Below are 17061 nucleotides of genomic sequence, written 5' to 3' on the forward strand. Positions count from 1 at the left end.
GCGGGCTGCGGTGCGATGAGCATTCGGAATGGCGAGGCGGCTCATGCTTGGTACTTCGTGAATTTGCCCTGGGCTTTCGGGTCCGGCACGAACCAGGCGGGCTGCCCGTCTTTGTCGCGTCCAAGGCGGGCGTTGGGGGTAGGAGGATGCGCCGGATCGAGCGCCATCCGGGGGGCCGCGCGGCGCGGCAGCAGCTCGGCTTCCTGCATCTCGGCGATCGATTCCTTGAAGGCCGACTTGATGGTCGCGATGTCCTGCTGCGAGTGAGCGGTGGTCATGAAGCAGGGGAAGTTGTCCAGGATGTGCACGCCGCGGCTGCGCATCATCGCGAACAGCAGGTCCTGCAGCGGATGGTCTTCCAGCCAGCTCACGCGCCACAGCGACGAGAAATAGCGGATCTCGAGCGGTGCACCCACCTCGCGGCAGAACGCCGTGAGCTCGTCGGCCATCGCGGCGGTGTGCAGGTTGAGCTGCGTCTGCAGCTTGTTGTTGTCCTGCTTGAGGTGTTCAAGCGCGGCCTTGGAGGCCGCGAGCGCGAGCGGATGCCGCACGAAGGTGCCGGCGAAGTAGGTCACGCCCACGGTGGGCACCGAGTCGTCGCCGTACTGCCACGGACCGCCGTCCAGCGCATCCATGTAGGTGCGCTTGCCGGCGATCACGCCGACGGGCATGCCGCCGCCCAGGACCTTGCCGTAGGTGGCGAGGTCGGCGCGGATGCCGAACAGCGCCTGCGCCCCGCCCAGGTCGCAGCGGAAACCGGTGATGACCTCGTCGAAGATCAGGCAGGTCTCGGACTTCTCGGTGATTGCACGCACCTCGCGCAGGAACTCGCGCGGCTGGAAGTCGGGCCGGCGGCTCTGCACCGGCTCGACCAGCACCGCGGCCAGGTCGTCGGCATTGGCGCGGATGAATTCGAGCGCCTCGGGCGTGCCGTAGTCCAGCACGCGCACGTCACCGAACATGCCCTGCAGCACGCCCGGCGCGGCCGACATGCCCTTGGCGCTGCGGCCGGCGCGCACCAGCACCTCGTCGAAGGTGCCGTGGTAGGAGCCGGTGAACAGCACCACCGTGCTGCGGCCGGTCACGGTGCGCGCAATGCGCAGCGCCGCCATCACGGCTTCGGAGCCGGTGTTGCACAGGCCTGCGCGGTCGAAGCCGGTGAGCTCGCACAGCAGGCGGGTCACGTCGGCGGCCAGCGGATGCTGCGGGCCGATCTCGTAGCCCAGGTCGAGCTGCTTCTTGATCGCCTCGTTGATGAAGTCGGGCGTCCAGCCGAAGAGATTCATGCCGAAGCCATTGAGCGTGTCGACGTACTCGTTGCCGTCGATGTCCCACATCCGGGAGCCCTTGGAACGCTCGATCACGATCTGGTAGGTGATCTCCTTGGTCGCGGGCCGGAAGCCATTCACCACGCGCGGGTCGGCCATGTGCGAGCGGTTGTGCTCGGTGAAGGCCTTGCTCTTCTGCGTGCGCTCCACGTAGCGGCGCATGAAGGCGGCCAGCCGCGCCTTCTGGCGCTCGGTCGGCTCCTTGCTTTGCGTGTGGATGCGCGCGATCGCACCGAAGGCTTTCTTGACGTCGTACGTCGGCGCCGGGGCCGGTTCCTCGGCAGCCGGCTCGGGGGTGTTGGACGCCGTGGCCGCGGCGGAGGCCATGGGCGTGGGTTGCTCCACCGCCGGCACCGGCAGCGCAGGGCTGACCGGCACCGTCGGCGCCGCCGACAGCAATGCGAGTTGCTGTTGCATCAATAGCATCTGTTGCGCGATGACCTGCTGCACCAGGCTGCCGCTGGCCTGCGCCGTGGCAGGCAGGGGCTGCAGGACCTGGAGCGCCGGCATTGGCGTCGCCGGCACCGCGGCGACCGCCTGTTGCGGTGCAGCCGCGGCCGGCATCGGCGCCGCGGGCGGCATGGCAGGGGCGGCCTCCGGCGGCAGGGTGGCATCGAGGAATTCGGCCAGCGCGTCGAAGCTGCGATAGCTCTCCATCAGCTGGCGGAAGCTCAGGTTGACCTTGAAGGTCTTCTTGACCTGCAGCGCGGCCTGGGTGAGCGTGAGCGAGTCCAGCCCGATCTCGACGAAGGGCGCGGCGCCGTCGACCTCGGCCATGTCGGTGCCGGAGAGGTTCTCGAACAGCTCGCGCAGGCGGGTGACGAGCGAGGCGCGGCGCGCGGGCGGTTGGGAAATGGCGGCTGCGACGGACATGGGTGTCAACTCCGGAATCGAGAGGGCCTGGGGTGCAGGTTCAGGTGTGAAAGAAGAAGCGGGCACGGGCGCTGCCGGTGCCGACGATGCGATGTCGACCCAGAAGCGCTTGCGCTCGAAGGGGGTGGTGGGCAGGCGCACGCGGTGTTTGCGCGCACGGCGGTCCAGCGGCGAGAGATCGATCTCGGCGCCCTGCGCCCACAGCCGGCCTGCGGCAAGCCGCCAGGCGGCGCATTCGCTCGCGGGCTGGTCGGCCAGCAGCGAGACAGCCGGCGCGGGCTGGGCCTTGCCCGCGTGCTGGCGCACCAGCGTGGCCAGGGTGTTGCGCGGGCCGAGCTCGACGAAGAGGGGATGCGCGAGCTGGGCCAGCACCTCGCGCACGGCGGGCGAGAAGCGCACCGTTTCGCGCAGATGGCGAGCCCAGTAGCGCGGGTCGGTCGCTTCCCCGGCCGTCAGCAGCCGGCCGGTGAGCGTGGAATAGATCGGCAGGCGCGGTGCCGAAAGGCTGAGCTCGCCCACCAGGGCCTCGAAGGGCGCGACGGCGGGCTCCATCATTGCCGAGTGGAAGGCATGGGAGGTCTGCAGCGCCCGGGCGACGATGCCCTTGGCCTCGAGCGTGGCGCGCAGCTGCTCGATGGCGTCGGCTGGCCCGGCGGCGACCGAGACCGCGGGACCGTTGTCCGCGGCCAGCGAAATGCCTTCGGGCAGCAGCGGCAGCAGCTCGGCGGCGGCCATTCGCACCGAGAGCATGATGCCCGCCGGTTGCGCCTGCATCAGCGCGCCGCGGCGCGCGACCAGCCGCGCGGCGTCTTCCAGGCGCATCACGCCGGCCAGCACGGCGGCGGCAAACTCGCCCACGCTGTGGCCGATCATCGCGGCCGGCTGCACGCCAAGCGACATCAACTGCCGGGCCAGCGCGACTTCGAGCGCGAAGGTGGCCGGCTGGGTCACCGAGGTGGGCGAGAGCGCGGCGGGATCTTCGGAGGCGATGCGTGCGCGCAGGTCGAAGTCGAGCACGCCCTCGAAAGCCTGCAGGCACTCGTCGAAGGCGGCGCGGAACACCGGCTCGGCGGCGTGCAGCGCCAGGCCCATGCCCGCGTACTGCGCACCCTGGCCCGGGAACATGAACACCGGCTGCGGCACCCATGCCGGAGCGGCGGCGGCGGCGCGTGCGGGCGAATCGGCGGTGCGCAGCGCGGCCACGGCCTCGTCGAGCGTCGAGGCCACGACGCAGGCGCGCTGGGCGAAGGCCTTGCGGCCGACGCGCAGGGTGTGCGCGACGTCGGCCAGCGGCAGTTCGCGGTGGGCGTCGAGATGATCGGCCAGTTGCGCTGCGGCTGTCGCGAGCGCGGCCGGCGAGCGCGCCGACAGCACCAGCAGCTGCGGGCCGGTGGCCGCATCGGAGGGCTCGCGAGGCGGCGCCTCTTCGACGATCACATGCGCGTTGGTGCCGCCCACGCCGAAGGCGCTGACGCCGGCGCGACGGGGCGCGGCCCCGCGCGGCCAAGGGCGCAACTGGCTGTTGACGCTGAAGGGCGTGGCGTCGAAGTCGATGGCCGGGTTCGGGGCCTCGTAATGAAGGCTGGCCGGGATCGCCTCGCAGTGCAGCGCGAGCGCGGTCTTGATCAGCCCCGCGGCGCCGGCGGCCGTGACCATGTGGCCCACGTTGCTCTTGAGCGAGCCGATGGTGCAGAAGCCTTTGTCGGACGTGTGCGCGGCATAGGCGCGCACCAGGCCTTCGACCTCGATCGGGTCGCCCATCGGCGTGGCGGTGCCGTGCGTCTCGACGTAGGAGATGTTGCGCGCTTCGACGCCGGACTGCGCCAGCGCGGCCTCGATCACCGCGGCCTGGCCGTCCACGCTCGGTGCGGTGAAGCTGGCCTTGGCGCCGCCGTCGTTGTTGACGGCCGCGCCGCGCAGCACGGCGTAGATGGTGTCGCCGTCGGCGATCGCGTCGGACAGGCGCTTGAGCAGCACCACCGTCGCGCCGTCGCTGAAGACCGTGCCCTTGGCCTTGGCATCGAAGCTGCGCGTGTGGCCGTCGGGCGAGAGCATCGAGCCCTCGTTGTAGAGATAGCCGCTCCTTGGCGGGCAGGTGACCGAGGCGCCGCCGGCCAGCGCCATGCGGCACTGCCCGGTGCGCAGCGCGTGGAAGGCCTGGGCCACCGCCACCAGCGAGGTCGAGCAGGCGGTGTGCACGCTGACGGCCGGGCCGGTGAGGTTGAGCTTGTTCGCGACGCGGGTGGTGATGTAGTCCTTCTCGTTGCCCAGCATCACCTGGAACTCGCCGACCATCTCGACCAGGTCGGGCCGCGTGGTCACGTGGCGCTGGAAGTAGCTGGCGTTGTACATGCCGGCGTAGACGCCGACCGGCCCCGGCGCCTGGTCGGGCACGTAGCCGCCGCGCTCCAGGCATTCCCAGCAGATCTCGAGGAAGACGCGCTGCTGCGGGTCCATCAGCTCGGCTTCCTTCGGGTTGATGCCGAAGAAGGCCGCGTCGAAGTTCTCGATGCCCTCGAGCACGCCGCGGGCGCGCACGTACAGCGGGTCGGCGCGCAGCGCGGCACTCACGCCGGCATCGAGCGTCGCGTCGTCGAAGAAGCTGATCGACTCGCGCCCGGCCATCAGGTTGTCCCAGAACTGCTCGACATCGGCGGCGCCGGGGAAGCGGCCGGCCATTGCCACGAGGGCCACGGCTTCGCTGTCCGCGCCGGCTGCCGGCCGGGCCGGCGCGCGTTCGGCAGGGGCCGGCACGGCAGCAGGGGTCTGCGTGGCCTGCAGGTCGGCCGCGAGCGCGGCGGGCGTGGGCTGGCGGAAGAACAGGTTGGTGCTGAGGCGGCGCGTGCTGCCCTGCTGCAGGTCCTTGAGGACGCGCAGCACCAGCAGCGAATCGCCCCCCAGGTCGAAGAAGTTGTCGTCTCGCCCGACCAGGTCGATGCCCAGCGCGCGGGCAAAGGCACTGCAGACCTGGCGCTCGGTCTCGTTGCGGGCTTCCGCATAGGGCTGCGCGAGTTCGGGACGCTGGCGTGCCGGCTCGGGCAGGGCGCGGCGGTCGAGCTTGCCGTTGGTCGTGACGGGCAACTGCGCGAGCCACACGGCGGCCGAAGGAATCATCGGCTCGGGCAGACGCTCGGCCAGGTGCTGGCGCAGCGCATTCCAGGGCAGTTCGGTGCCGCGGGCCACCAGATAGGCGACCAGGCGCAAGCGGCCGGCCGCGTCCTTTTGCGGCACCACCGCGCAGGACTTGAGGGCCGGGTGGGCCAGCAACGCGGTCTCGATCTCGCCGGTCTCGATGCGATGGCCGCGGATCTTCACCTGACCGTCGATGCGGCCGATGTATTCGATGGTGCCATCCGGCAGCCAGCGCACCTGGTCGCCGGTGCGATAGAGGCGCTCGCCGTCGGCAAAGGGATCGGCCACGAAGCGCTCCGCGGTGAGCGCCGGGTTCTGCAGGTAGCCACGCGCCAGGCCGCGCCCGCCGATGCACAGCTCGCCGACCAGGCCGGAGGGCAACAGCGCCATGGAGGGGCTCAGCACCCGCAGCACGGTCTCGTTGATGGGACGGCCGATCGGCACCGAGCGCGCATCGGCCGGCAGGTCGCGCGGAATGCGGTGGGTGGCAGCGAAGGTGGTGCACTCGGTCGGGCCGTAGCCGTTGATCAGCGTGGTGCCCGGCAGGGCTTCGAGCGCGTGCCGCACGTGCGGCACCGACAGCGCCTCGCCGCCCGTCAGCAGCTGCCGCAGGCCGGCGAGCTGCGCCGGGTCGTCGTCGATCACGGCGTTGAACAGGCCCGCGGTCAGCCAGGCGGTCTTGACCTGGTGCCGGGCGATCGTGCGCGCCAGGCCTGCACCGCTGGGCACCTTTTCGTCATGCACCACGCAGATGCCACCGTTGAGGAGCGGGCCCCAGATCTCCAGCGTCGACGCGTCGAAGCCGAGTGGCGCCGCATGCAGCATGGCCTCGCCGGCCGGCAGCTCGACGTAGTTCGCATCGACCACCAGCCGCAGGATCGAGCGATGGCAGATCTCGATGCCCTTGGGCGTGCCGGTGGACCCGGACGTGTACATGACGTAGGCAAGGGATTCGCCATTCGCGGCGGCCGGCGCCAAGGGCGCAAGCGTGGCTTCGGCGCCTGTGCCCTGCTCGTCGATCGCCAGCAGCGGCCGCTCGGCGGGCACCAGCGCCTTGTAGGCCGCCTGAGTCACGACCAGCCTCACATCGGCATGCGCCAGCATGAACGCAATGCGCTCGGCCGGGAAGTCGGGTTGCACCGGCACATAGGCCGCGCCGGCCTTCAGGATGCCGAGCAGCGCCACCACGGCAGCGCTCGAGCGGTCGAGCATCACACCCACGGTATGGCCGGCACGCACGCCGCGCGCCTGCAGGCGGCGGGCCAGCGATTCGGCCTGCAGGTCCAGCTCACGATAACTTTGCGCGCCGGTCTCGCCGATCAGCGCGACGGCGTCGCCGCGCGTGGCGACCTGGCGTTCGAACAGGGCGTGGACGCTCAGCGCCGGGTCGAAAGCGCCGGGCCGGGTGTTCCAGGCTTCGAGCTGTTGCTGCCGGTCCGCGGCAGCCAGGGTGCGGATCTCGCGCAGCCGAGCCTCGGGGTGGTCGAGCAGATCGGCGGCTGCTTCTGCCACGGCGAGCAGCAGGCTGGTCTCGGTCCTGCTGTCCAGCAGCGCGCCGGCCCCGGTCAGCCGCAGCGCTGCCGGCCGGCCGGCGGGTGTGTGGACGCCCAGCTCGAGCGTGGCCGTCCCGGTGGATTCTTGGAGCGTGCCTTCGCGCAGCCAGCGCGCGAAAGCGCTGGACGAGGCCTCTGCAGGAGGGGCGTTCCGGCGCGCGCGGTCCACTTCGGCAACCCACTGCCAGGCGGAGCTGTCCGGATTGCAGTGCAGCGTGAACCGCGCCGAGGCACCGTTGTCCAGCGCCTCGTGGAGCTCTACCGATCGCGTGTCCAGCCAGCGGGATTGCAGCAGGAGCCAGGCCGCAGCGAACAGTGTGTCGGCGAGGTAACCGCCCTGTCGGGCTTCCACCGCCCAGTGCGCCGCCAGCGCGGGTAGAACCTCGAGGCTGGAGGTCTGCCGCGCGGCCTGCGCCGGTTTGCCTGCACGCGGAGCGAACAGGTCGGCGAGCGTCAGCCCGCCGGTCTCGGCCGCGGAGGGGGGAAGAGGTTCGTGTTCCATGAACTGTTGACTTCGCATTGAACAGGCCCTTGCTCTTCGTAACCCCGTGTGTGTGTCGATATCGCGACGTCGGTTCTGCGACACACTATTCGCCCCTGCGACCGGTAATTACAAAGCATTCAAACCGCGCAGCGCCGATAGTGCTCCGGGACGGCGGCCGGCGCCACCGTACGAAAGCCATGCCGGCCGCCTATGCCGTTTGGATGCCCTGCAACACTGGACGCATTTGGTTGCGCTTGGCGTGTCAGCCAGAACCTCAGTCAGACACGATTCTGCCCGCGTTTTTACAAATTGAATACAAAGAGGCTACGGCGACTGCCCCGAAATGGGCAAAAACTCATAGAAAAGTTCTATTTAAAACCCGCCCACCCGGGAATGGGTCAAATCGTCGCTTCGTCCAGCGTGCCCTGGTCGAGGTGCCCTACGTCGCCCCAGCCCACGAGCGAGAAGCCCTGAGGGGTCCAGAGGAGCCGGTTGATGGCGGCATTGCCCAGGTGCCAGGTGCGCGGCGCCTGGAGTTCCTGGCGGGTGGCGGCGCGGTAGAGCACGTCCATGACACCGCCGTGCGCCACCAGAACCACCAATTCGCCGGGATGCCGCTGCGCAAGCTGCCCGGCGATGCCCGTCACCCGCTCCCTGAAGGCCAGCAGTGATTCGCCGCCGCCCTCCGGCGCGAACGCCGGGTCGCGGGTGCGCCAGAGGCGGGCCTGCTCGGGCAGCGAGGCGTCGATGTCGGCAAAGGTGCGGCCCTCGAAGTGGCCGAAGGCCCGCTCGCGAAGCCCGGGCTCGGGCTGCACTGGGATGCCGCGTGGTTGCGCGATCTCGAGGGCGGTCTGCCAGGCACGTGCCAGGTCGCTGGCGTAGATGGCGGCGATCGGCTCATCCGCAAGCGCCTTCCCGACGCGCCGGGCCTGCCAGAGGCCGGTCTCGTTCAGGCCGATGTCGAGCTGGCCCTGAATCCGGGTGTCGACGTTCCAGGCAGTTTCGCCGTGACGCACGGCGATGAGTCGAGTGGCCTCCATCGGGAAGATTCTAGGAGGGGCGGGCCCGGAACCTCAGTTCCTTCCGCTGGGGATCTCGAGGTCCACCCGTCGTTCGCCCGCCGGCGGGTCGGGGAATCCCTGCAGCGCGGCCTGGAACATCGCCGCCAGCCTAGCCGCATGCGCGTCGTCGCGATGCAGGCCAACACCTTCGAAGCGGGTGGCGCAGCCTTCGAGGCCAATGCAAGGGCGAGGATGGCAAGCGTGCGTTTCATGCGGGATCTCCTCGCAGGCGCCGGGCTCCCGTGGAGCCCCGCCGTCAGAGCTGCACGACGCGAAGGGGCGAGGGCGGCGGAAAATCCGGCGGATCGAAGGCCTTGTCACCTTCCTCATCAGCGACGCCGGTCGTCCTCAGACCCTTGAAGTCGAAGGCCGTTCCGTCCAGCAGGTGCGAGTGCACCACGTTCTGCAGCGCGTTGAACATGTTCTCGATGCGCCCGGGGTGCTTGCGCTCCCACTCACGCAGCATCTCGCCCACCTGCTTGCGCTGCAGGTTCTCCTGGCTGCCGCAGAGCGTGCACGGAATGATCGGAAAGGCGCGATGCCGTGCCCAGCGCACCAGGTCCTTTTCAGCCACGTAGGCCAGCGGGCGGATCACGATGTGCCGGCCGTCGTCGCTCACCAGCTTCGGCGGCATCGACTTGAGCTTGCCGGCGAAGAACATGTTGAGGAAGAAGGTCTGCAGCATGTCGTCGCGGTGATGGCCCAGCGCGACCTTGGTGGCGCCCAGTTCGTCGGCCACGCGGTAGAGGATGCCGCGGCGCAGCCGGCTGCACAGGCCGCAGGTGGTCTTGCCCTCGGGAATGACGCGCTTGACGATCGAGTAGGTGTCCTGCTCCTCGATGTGGAAGGGCACGCCCAGCGCCTTCAGGTAGGTGGGCAGCACCTCTTCGGGAAAGCCGGGCTGCTTCTGGTCGAGGTTGACCGCGACGATGTCGAAGTGCACCGGCGCGCGGGCACGCAGCTTGAGCAGGATGTCCAGCAGCGCGTAGCTGTCCTTGCCGCCGGAGACGCACACCATGACCTTGTCGCCCGCCTCGATCATGTTGTAGTCGAAGATGGCGCGGCCGACCTCGCGACACAGCCGCTTTTCCAGCTTGTGGGTCTCGCGCTCGATCCTGAGCGATGTGTCGCGAGGCGACTCGGTTTCGACGTCAGTCCAAAGAGCACTCATGGTGCAACGCTTTCAAATACAGCCAACAAGAAATATTCAGGTGAGGGGGTGGGCGGCTACACGAAGTGAGCCACCCTGGGGGGAGCCATTCACTTGCTCCTGAAAACTTCAACTCCGACTGCCGCGCAGTCGGGATACACGTCGGGCTTCGCGGTGGACACGCGCGCGGCCTGCACCTTGGGATGCAAGAGCACTTGCGTGAGGATGTCGTCACACAGCGTTTCCTGCAAGTGGATGTGCCCCTTGGACAGCCGAGTGGCCACCGTGCGGCGGATGAAGTCGTAGTCGACCACCTCGTCGAGCTCATCGGCCTTGGGCGTGGAGACGTCCAGCGGCACGTACAGGTCGACGTTGATCACCACGCGCTGCTCGGCGCGCTTTTCGAACTCGTGCACGCCGATGTTGATCCAGACCTCGTAGTCGCGCAGGAAGAGGCGCCGGCAGGTACTCAGCAGCAGGTCGTTGGAGGTTGAGCTCATGGGGAGGGTGCTTTCAGCAGCTCGTCGACGACGAACATGATGTCGCGCGGCAGCGGCACCAGGTGCTGGCCGTTGTCCACGTCGAGGGTGCTGCCGGTCACGCTGGGCGTGCCGGCGAGGAAGACGCAGGTGCGCGCGACATCGGCCGGATCGATGGGCCGGCGCAGCAGGTTGGCGCGCGCTGCCTGCTGGAAGTTGTCCTCCTCCTGCGGCCCGCTGCGGTAGAGAATGCCCGGCGCCACGCCGCACACGCGCACCGCCGGCGCCAGCGACTGGGCCTGCAGCGCCACCGCGCGCTCGAGTGCCAGCTTGGACACGGTGTACGAGAAGTAGTCGGGGTTCAGGTTGTGGACTTTCTGGTCGAGGATGTGGATCGCGCAGCGGTCGATGCCGTCGCCCCCCGTGGCGCGCTGGGCCAGCAGGCGCGCGAAGTCCAGCGGCGCCATCAGGTTGACTCCGATCTGGCGCAGGGCGGTTGCCTCGTCGAAGTCCAGGCCGGTGTCGGGCTCGAAGGCCGAGGCGTTGTTGACGATGCACCCGAGGGGTCCCTCGAGGCGATCGAGCAGGGTGCGCCGCCCCGCGGCACTGCCGATGTCCGCCTCGACCGCCGTGGCCCGATGCCCTTCGCCGCGCAGCTGGGCGCACAACGCCTCGGCCTCTTGCCGCGAGGCGCGGTACTGGCACCACACCGGCCAGCCTGCGCGCGCGAAGGCCTCGCAGAGCGCGGCGCCGAGCCGTCGGCCGCCGCCGGTCACGAGCACGCCGGGGCGTGGGGTGGATTCGCGCATGCTGATAGATTTCCTGTCTTATGAACGAGGAGCTGGGCGCGGCGCGCGCCAACAACCCCCTGACCCGGATTATCGACGCCGCCTTGCAGCGCGACGGCGGCTGGCTGTCCTTCGACCGCTTCATGGCCCTGGCCTTGTACGCGCCGGGCCTGGGCTACTACGCCAATGCGAGCCGCAAGTTCGGCCGCATGCCCGGCTCGGGCAGCGATTTCGTCACTGCGCCCGAGCTCACGCCGCTCTTCGGCAGGACGCTGGCGCTTCAGTTGGCCGAGGCGCTCGATCGCACCGGCACCGACGAGATCTGGGAGTTCGGCGCCGGCTCGGGCGCGCTGGCGGCGCAGCTGCTTGGGGCACTGGGCGAACGCGTCGCGCGCTACCGCATCGTCGACCTGTCCGGCACCTTGCGCGAGCGCCAGCAGCAGGCGCTCGTGCCCTGGGCCGCCAAGGTCGAATGGCTCTCGGAGCTGCCGGCTCGGATGCGCGGCGTGGTGGTGGGCAACGAAGTGCTCGACGCGATGCCGGTCCAGTTGCTGGCGCGCCGCGGCGGGGCGTGGCTCGAGCGCGGGGTGATCGCGCAGGATGTGGGGTTTGGCTGGCAAGACCGCCCGACCGAACTGCGTCCGCCGGTGGAGATTGCCGGCGTGCACGACTACCTGACCGAGATCCACCCGCAGGCCCGCGCCTTCATCGCGACTTTGGCGGAGCGCCTTGAACAAGGCGCTGCCTTCTTCGTCGACTACGGCTTTCCCGAGGCCGAGTACTACCACCCGCAGCGCCACATGGGCACGGTGATGTGCCACCGTGGCCACCAGGCCGATGCCGATCCGCTGGCCCATGTCGGCGCCAAGGACATCACCGCCCATGTCGATTTCACCGGCATCGCTTTGGCCGGGCAGGACGCCGGCCTGGCGGTACTCGGCTACACCAGCCAGGCAAGGTTCCTGCTCAATGCCGGCCTCCTGCCGATGATGGAAGAGGCTTCGCTTGCCGAGCGCACGCTGGCGGCGCGGCTGATCCATGAGCACGAGATGGGCGAGCTGTTCAAGGTGATCGGCTTCGCGGCCGGCGACGGCTGGGACGCGATCGGCTTTGCCGAAGGCGACCGGAGCCATACGCTGTGATGCGGCCATGAGAAGCACGGCCGCTCCGAAGGCGAATAGCACCGCAGCCAAAGGCGAAGGTGCTCCAGTGAGCTGCCAACCATCCCTGCGTTGGCAACAGCCGGCCTGGCTCCTACAGTAGCGAAATCCACGACGGATCGATCGAATGACTGCTGCCACCTTGACTGCCTCGACCCAGGATTTCGAGATACGCCGCTTCGATGCGCCCGTGGGCGCCGAAGTGATCGGGCTGGACCTTGCCAAGCCGATCGGTACCGCCGACTTCGCCCGCATTCATCGCGCGCACCTGGACCACCATGTGCTGGTCTTCCGCGACCAGCGAATCACGCCCGACCAGCACATCGACTTCAGCCGCCGCTTCGGTCCGCTCGAGATCCACGTGCTGCACCAGTTCCACCTCGCTGGCCATCCCGAAATCCTCATCGTCTCCAACATCAAGAAGCCCGATGGCGAGCCGCTGGGCCTCGGTGATGCCGGCGCCTACTGGCATTCGGACATCTCGTACAAGCCCAAGCCCAGCCTGGGCTCGCTGCTGCATGCGCAGGAGTTGCCGAGCGAAGGCGGCGACACCCTCTTTGCCGACCAGCACCTGGCCTGGGAGGGGCTGAGTCCAGCCATGCAGCAGCGCGTCCTGCCGCTCAGGGCCCAGCACAGCTATCTCGCGAAGTACGAGGAGCTGCGCGCGAAGAATCCCTGGCGCCCCAAGCTCTCGCAGGCCCAGATCGACCAGGTCGCGCCTGCCGTGCAGCCGGTGGTGCGTACCCATCCCGAGACCGGCCGCAAGGCGCTGTTCGTCAGCGAGCACTTCACGACCCGCATCGTCGGGCTGCCGCAGGACGAGAGCGACGCACTGCTGGCCGAGCTATTTGCCCACAGCGTGAAGCCCGAGTACGTCTACCGCCACCGCTGGGCACCGCACGACCTGGTGTTCTGGGACAACCGCTCGCTGATGCATTTTGCGGCGGGCACGCCCGACCACCTGCGGCGCAAGCTCTACCGCACCACCGTCGAGGGCGATGCGCCTTTCTGAGCTTCAAGTGCCGGCCTTTCAAGCGCCGCCGCTCGGGCCCCCCGTCGTGCCGGGCGGATCCTTCTCGCGCGGTTGGTTGCTGCCCGACAACTGCTCGGAGGGTGGCCCGAGTTTGCCGCTGTCGCCGCCCGTCGCCTTCCAGGTTCCGCAGCGGCGTGCGTTGTTACCGGTGTCCGAGGGGGTGCGGCGAAAGAGCCGTTCCAGCATGGTGGACGCCGTTCAGACGTCCGCTGCGGGCGCGTGCAGGCTGCGCCTGTAGGATCGTATTCACCAGCGTGGAACAGGCGGGCACCTGGGCCCGAAGCGCGATTGCAGGATCTCGACACATTCCTTCTGGCCGCCCTGCGCGCCGCGCCGCGCAGGTACCGCATGCCGCCGTTGCCCGCGGACGCCGAGGCGGCCGCGCGGATCGGCGTGGATGCCGCACTTGCCTTTGCGCTCGAGGCCTTGCGCGCCACGCAGGAATGCGGATCGGCGGCGCCGGCTTCCATGAATGATTTTTTTGCGCACGCCCTTGCCGGGTTGATCCGCCGGGCGCTCGCACCGGAAGGCGGCGATCCGGCATTCCAGGCACTCGTGCTCCAGGCGCAGAGCGCGGAGGTTCGCGCGCATGTGCGCTTGGCTGCGCAGCTCGCGAGCGACCGCCGCGCCGTTCGTGCCGCCACGGATGCCATCGGACATCCCGGCAAGCTTCGCGGCATGCCGGCCGGCGCGATGCGCGATGCGCTGGCCCGCTTGCACCGTCTCGCCGCCGACGGTGCCTGGGCCGAGCTTGCCACGGCGACCCAGCAGCCGCTTGCGCCGGACATGACGGCAGGAGAGCAGATGCGTTTGCTGCTGGAGGGGCTCCGATCCAGCCCAGCGCTGCAGCGCCTTGCGCATGGCGGTGCATTGCTGCGCAATGAAGCCGTGCAACGTTACCTGCAGCTGAGCGAACGAAGAGGGCCGCTGGCGGGTAGCGATGCCGCGGCCGCGTCGGGTCGCGCGTCGGCGCGCCTGGGCGAGGCGGCCGAGCACATCACCGTGCAGGCTTTCGGCGCCATCGCCGACCTGCTGAACCGGCATCGGGAACAAGGCGCCGCCTATCGCGTCGTGCGCAGCCTTCGCCCCCCGCGAGGCTTCCCGGGACAGAGGAACAAGGCGAAGGACGAATGGGACGCGGTGATCGTGCGAAGCGGCCAGGATGGCGCCGAAGAGATCGCTCTTCTTGCCGAGATCAAGGCATCGCCCGCCGCTGCGACATCCGACTTCTCGCGACTTCTGCGCGGCTTGCGGCGACTCGCGGATGCCGACCCCGGCCGGACGTATGCCTTTGCTTCGGAAGCCGGCGAAACGCACGTTTCAGGCATGTCCCTGTGCGCGCTCCGGCCCGCCGGGCATTGGCTGCCGCCCCACGTGATCTACTGCTGTTGCGCACCGGCCGGATCGCATGCGCCGTTCTTGAGTGCGGCGACGAGGGCGGTTCTGCTCGGCGAGCCCGCAAGCGTCGCATTCGCATGCAGGCTCGCTGGCGGCGAGGCGCCCGCCGACTCGGATCTTCTTCCGGTGTGGAGCGCCCTGGCGAAAGAACCTCGATTGCGCTCGGCGTTGTACCAGTACGAAACCGCGAAGCGGGTGCGGGAGGCCATGGTGCATCCGCTCGACTTGCTGTCTGCCGTGCGCGACGGCCTGAGTTAGCCTTGGCCAGCCGGACGCCAGCCGAATCGGCCGGGTGTTCAGCGGCGGCCCTGCTGGCGCATCGCGCGCAGCTCCTGCGTGAGGAAGCCGCGCGCCTCGTGCGTCTTGCCGTCCGCGAGCTTGACCATGTAGGGCTTGCCGGTCAGCTCCGAGCGCGAGGCGCAGCGCTCGATGAAGTCTTCGGCCGTCACGATCTCATCGCGGAAGTGCTTGTACTTGGCCTGCATGTGCTCGGCTGCCTCCCCAGCGTCGTGCGGCTCCCCGTTGCGCAGGAATTTCATCGTGGTCATGCCCTGGACGTGCGCGATCAGGGCCATGATCAACTTGTGTTCCTGCTCCGAGGGCGTGGCCGCGGCGAGCGGCGCGAAGGCGGCAAGCAGGGCGAGGGTTGCGATGTGCAGGCACCGGCGACGATCGTGCATGAGGCTTTTCTTGTTCGAGCTGTTCGAAGCCATGCTCGCCCAGCCCGGGCAGCGTGTCAAACCGCCGCCTCGGGTTTAATCGGCTTCTTTGCCTGTTCCTCCATGAGTTCCACTGCCTCGCCCCAGGATGCCCTGCGCATCGCCAACCTCCTTGCCGACGCCGCTGCCGCCCATTCGCTGCGCCTGTTCCGCACGCCGCTGGAGGTGATCGCCAAGGCCGACCAAAGCCCGGTCACGGTGGCGGACCGCGCGGCCGAGGCGGCGATGCGCGAGATCCTGGGCATCGAGCGGCCGGCCGACGGCATCTTCGGTGAGGAGCATGGCGTAGCACGCATGGACGCCGAGGCGGTGTGGGTGCTCGACCCGATTGACGGCACGCGCAGCTTCGTGACCGGCTCGCCGCTCTGGGGAACGCTGATCGCCCTCGTGCGCGGCGGCCGCGTCGAGCTCGGCATGGTCGACATGCCGGTGCTGGGCGAGCGCTGGGTCGGGCAGGCCGGCCTTGGCGCGCAGCGCAACGGGCAGGCCGTGCGCGTGAGCGCCTGCGACAGCGTCGAGGCGGCACGCATCTTCACGACCTCGCCGGACATCTTCGGGCCTGCCGACTGGAACGCCTTCGACCGGCTGAGCCGGCGCTGCGCAATGCGCCGCTTCGGGGGCGACTGCTACAGCTACGCCCAGCTGGCCGGCGGCAGCATCGACCTGGTGGTCGAGACGGGCCTGCAGCCCTACGACTACCTGGGCCCCGCAGGCCTGATCGAGGCCGCGGGCGGCGTGATCACCGACTGGGAGGGCAGCCCGCTGGGCCTGGCCTCCGACGGCCGCGTCGTTGCCGCCGCCACGCCTGAACTGCACCGCGAGGCGCTGGCGATCCTGAACGCGCAAGTCTGAGCGCGGTCGCGGGACGGATGTCCCGCTCGCGCGCCGCCCCATGCACCCCGTCCCGGAAAAGCGGGACAGGCGCCCCGGGACGGAATGCCCCCGGCCGCGAACAATCAATGCTCCCCTTCATGTTTCATGGGAGCGCTCGATGTCCATCCACGCGATCCACGTTGCGCCCGCCAAGCGCTTCCAGGTTGCGCATGCCTGCGCCGCGGCGGCGCTGCCGGGGCAGCACGTGGCCTCGCTGGGTTTGGTCGACGTCGAGGCACTCGGAGGCGGCGTTCACCGGGGGCTGCCCCATGAACTCTTCATGGTCACGGCCTACTGCGACGAGCAGCTGGACTGCCGCAGCGCCGGCGGTGGCCGTGCGCTGCGCGTGATGGTCTCGGCCCTGCGCATCCGCCCCGTGGACTTCGTGACACAGGGCCGCGGCCAGATGGCCGTCGCGATGCTGACGCCGCTGGGCCTGCTGCGCGCCTTTGGCCGGCCCTGGGACAACCTGTGCAACGAACGCCTGCCCTTGCGCGAGATCGTGCCCCCTTACCAGGAGGCGATCCTGCATGGCGCGTTGATCGATGCGGCGGGGCCGGAGCGCTGCGCGGCCTTCGGGCGCTGGCTGGAGACCCGGATCAACGAGCGCCGCCTGCTGGGCTGGCAGGCCGAGCGTGTGGCTGCGGCAGCCATGTCGCTGCTGGAGGCGCCCGGGCTCTCGGTCGACGAGCTCGCCTGCCAGCATCGGGTGAGCCGGCGGCAGCTCGAACGCGACTTCCGCCATTGGCTGGGCGTCGCGCCCGCAGGCTATGCGCGGCTGGTGCGCTTCCAGCGCGCTGCCTGCGGGATCGCCGAGGGCGCGCCGCTGGCCCATGTCGCCGTGGAGCAGGGCTATGCAGACCAGGCCCACATGACCCGCGCCTTCTCCGAAACGGCGGGCGTCACCCCGCGCCAGCTGCGCGAGGGCGGCGGCCCCGCGCGCGCGCTGCGGGCGGCCTTCGCGCAGCGCATGATCATGCTGCCCGCCGCCGGCGAGCCGGAGGCGCTTCGGCTGGCGGCCTGAGCGGCG

The 17061-nt window shown here is 69.6% G+C and carries 12 protein-coding genes; 5 read left to right on the forward strand and 7 right to left on the reverse strand.

Features of this window, described 5'->3' with window-relative positions:
• Positions 1–41: 41 nt before the first annotated feature.
• The 5 genes from E5CHR_RS05055 to E5CHR_RS05075 form a co-directional block, all read right to left on the reverse strand.
• Complete coding sequence (locus E5CHR_RS05055; protein ID WP_162578672.1) at positions 42–7388, reverse strand: polyketide synthase; 7347 nt, start codon at positions 7386–7388, stop codon at positions 42–44.
• A 380-nt stretch (positions 7389–7768) separates the two neighbouring features.
• On the reverse strand, positions 7769–8410 hold the full coding sequence (locus E5CHR_RS05060; RefSeq protein WP_162578673.1) for a histidine phosphatase family protein: 642 nt from the start codon (positions 8408–8410) through the stop codon (positions 7769–7771).
• Between the two features lie 277 nt (positions 8411–8687).
• On the reverse strand, positions 8688–9602 hold the full coding sequence (gene ttcA, locus E5CHR_RS05065) for a tRNA 2-thiocytidine(32) synthetase TtcA (protein ID WP_162578674.1): 915 nt from the start codon (positions 9600–9602) through the stop codon (positions 8688–8690).
• An 89-nt stretch (positions 9603–9691) separates the two neighbouring features.
• A complete protein-coding gene (locus E5CHR_RS05070) occupies positions 9692–10081 on the reverse strand; it encodes a dihydroneopterin aldolase (protein ID WP_162578675.1) in 390 nt (129 codons plus the stop codon).
• Positions 10078–10869, reverse strand: a complete 792-nt coding sequence (locus tag E5CHR_RS05075; RefSeq protein ID WP_162578676.1) for an SDR family oxidoreductase — start codon at positions 10867–10869, stop codon at positions 10078–10080. The genes E5CHR_RS05070 and E5CHR_RS05075 overlap by 4 nt, the downstream gene beginning before the upstream one ends.
• Positions 10870–10889: 20 nt before the next feature.
• On the opposite strand from E5CHR_RS05075, the gene E5CHR_RS05080 reads away from it, so the two are divergent.
• Both E5CHR_RS05080 and E5CHR_RS05085 read left to right on the forward strand, forming a co-directional pair.
• The gene (locus tag E5CHR_RS05080) at positions 10890–11990 is read left to right on the forward strand and encodes a class I SAM-dependent methyltransferase (protein ID WP_162578677.1); all 1101 of its coding nucleotides are present in this window, start codon (positions 10890–10892) and stop codon (positions 11988–11990) included.
• A 145-nt stretch (positions 11991–12135) separates the two neighbouring features.
• The gene (locus E5CHR_RS05085) at positions 12136–13020 is read left to right on the forward strand and encodes a TauD/TfdA dioxygenase family protein (protein WP_162578678.1); all 885 of its coding nucleotides are present in this window, start codon (positions 12136–12138) and stop codon (positions 13018–13020) included.
• An 18-nt stretch (positions 13021–13038) separates the two neighbouring features.
• On the opposite strand, the gene E5CHR_RS05090 is transcribed toward E5CHR_RS05085, so the two are convergent.
• The gene (locus E5CHR_RS05090; protein ID WP_162577768.1) at positions 13039–13227 is read right to left on the reverse strand and encodes a hypothetical protein; all 189 of its coding nucleotides are present in this window, start codon (positions 13225–13227) and stop codon (positions 13039–13041) included.
• A gap of 240 nt (positions 13228–13467) precedes the next feature.
• Here E5CHR_RS05090 and E5CHR_RS05095 point away from each other — a divergent pair, with 240 nt between their 5' ends.
• Entirely contained in the window at positions 13468–14697 is a 1230-nt protein-coding gene (locus E5CHR_RS05095; RefSeq protein WP_232061959.1) for a hypothetical protein, read from the forward strand.
• A 38-nt stretch (positions 14698–14735) separates the two neighbouring features.
• On the opposite strand, the gene E5CHR_RS05100 is transcribed toward E5CHR_RS05095, so the two are convergent.
• The gene (locus tag E5CHR_RS05100; protein WP_162578679.1) at positions 14736–15119 is read right to left on the reverse strand and encodes a DUF5329 family protein; all 384 of its coding nucleotides are present in this window, start codon (positions 15117–15119) and stop codon (positions 14736–14738) included.
• Between the two features lie 102 nt (positions 15120–15221).
• On the opposite strand from E5CHR_RS05100, the gene hisN reads away from it, so the two are divergent.
• Both hisN and E5CHR_RS05110 read left to right on the forward strand, forming a co-directional pair.
• A complete protein-coding gene (gene hisN, locus E5CHR_RS05105) occupies positions 15222–16010 on the forward strand; it encodes a histidinol-phosphatase (RefSeq protein WP_162578680.1) in 789 nt (262 codons plus the stop codon).
• Positions 16011–16149: 139 nt separating this feature from the next.
• Positions 16150–17055, forward strand: a complete 906-nt coding sequence (locus E5CHR_RS05110) for a helix-turn-helix transcriptional regulator (protein WP_162578681.1) — start codon at positions 16150–16152, stop codon at positions 17053–17055.
• Positions 17056–17061: the final 6 nt, after the last annotated feature.

The sequence above is a fragment of the Variovorax sp. PBS-H4 genome (genome assembly GCF_901827205.1).
Lineage (GTDB): Bacteria > Pseudomonadota > Gammaproteobacteria > Burkholderiales > Burkholderiaceae_C > Variovorax.

What these genes read in the sequence shown, in the direction of transcription:
- E5CHR_RS05055 (WP_162578672.1), bottom strand. Translation starts at nt 7,388, where the DNA reads ATGGAACACGAACCTCTTCCCCCCTCCGCGGCCGAGACCGGCGGGCTG.
- E5CHR_RS05075 (WP_162578676.1), bottom strand. Translation starts at nt 10,869, where the DNA reads ATGCGCGAATCCACCCCACGCCCCGGCGTGCTCGTGACCGGCGGCGGC.
- E5CHR_RS05070 (WP_162578675.1), bottom strand. Translation starts at nt 10,081, where the DNA reads ATGAGCTCAACCTCCAACGACCTGCTGCTGAGTACCTGCCGGCGCCTC.
- ttcA (WP_162578674.1), bottom strand. Translation starts at nt 9,602, where the DNA reads ATGAGTGCTCTTTGGACTGACGTCGAAACCGAGTCGCCTCGCGACACA.
- hisN (WP_162578680.1), top strand. Translation starts at nt 15,222, where the DNA reads ATGAGTTCCACTGCCTCGCCCCAGGATGCCCTGCGCATCGCCAACCTC.
- E5CHR_RS05085 (WP_162578678.1), top strand. Translation starts at nt 12,136, where the DNA reads ATGACTGCTGCCACCTTGACTGCCTCGACCCAGGATTTCGAGATACGC.
- E5CHR_RS05090 (WP_162577768.1), bottom strand. Translation starts at nt 13,227, where the DNA reads ATGCTGGAACGGCTCTTTCGCCGCACCCCCTCGGACACCGGTAACAAC.
- E5CHR_RS05100 (WP_162578679.1), bottom strand. Translation starts at nt 15,119, where the DNA reads ATGCACGATCGTCGCCGGTGCCTGCACATCGCAACCCTCGCCCTGCTT.
- E5CHR_RS05060 (WP_162578673.1), bottom strand. Translation starts at nt 8,410, where the DNA reads ATGGAGGCCACTCGACTCATCGCCGTGCGTCACGGCGAAACTGCCTGG.
- E5CHR_RS05080 (WP_162578677.1), top strand. Translation starts at nt 10,890, where the DNA reads ATGAACGAGGAGCTGGGCGCGGCGCGCGCCAACAACCCCCTGACCCGG.
- E5CHR_RS05110 (WP_162578681.1), top strand. Translation starts at nt 16,150, where the DNA reads ATGTCCATCCACGCGATCCACGTTGCGCCCGCCAAGCGCTTCCAGGTT.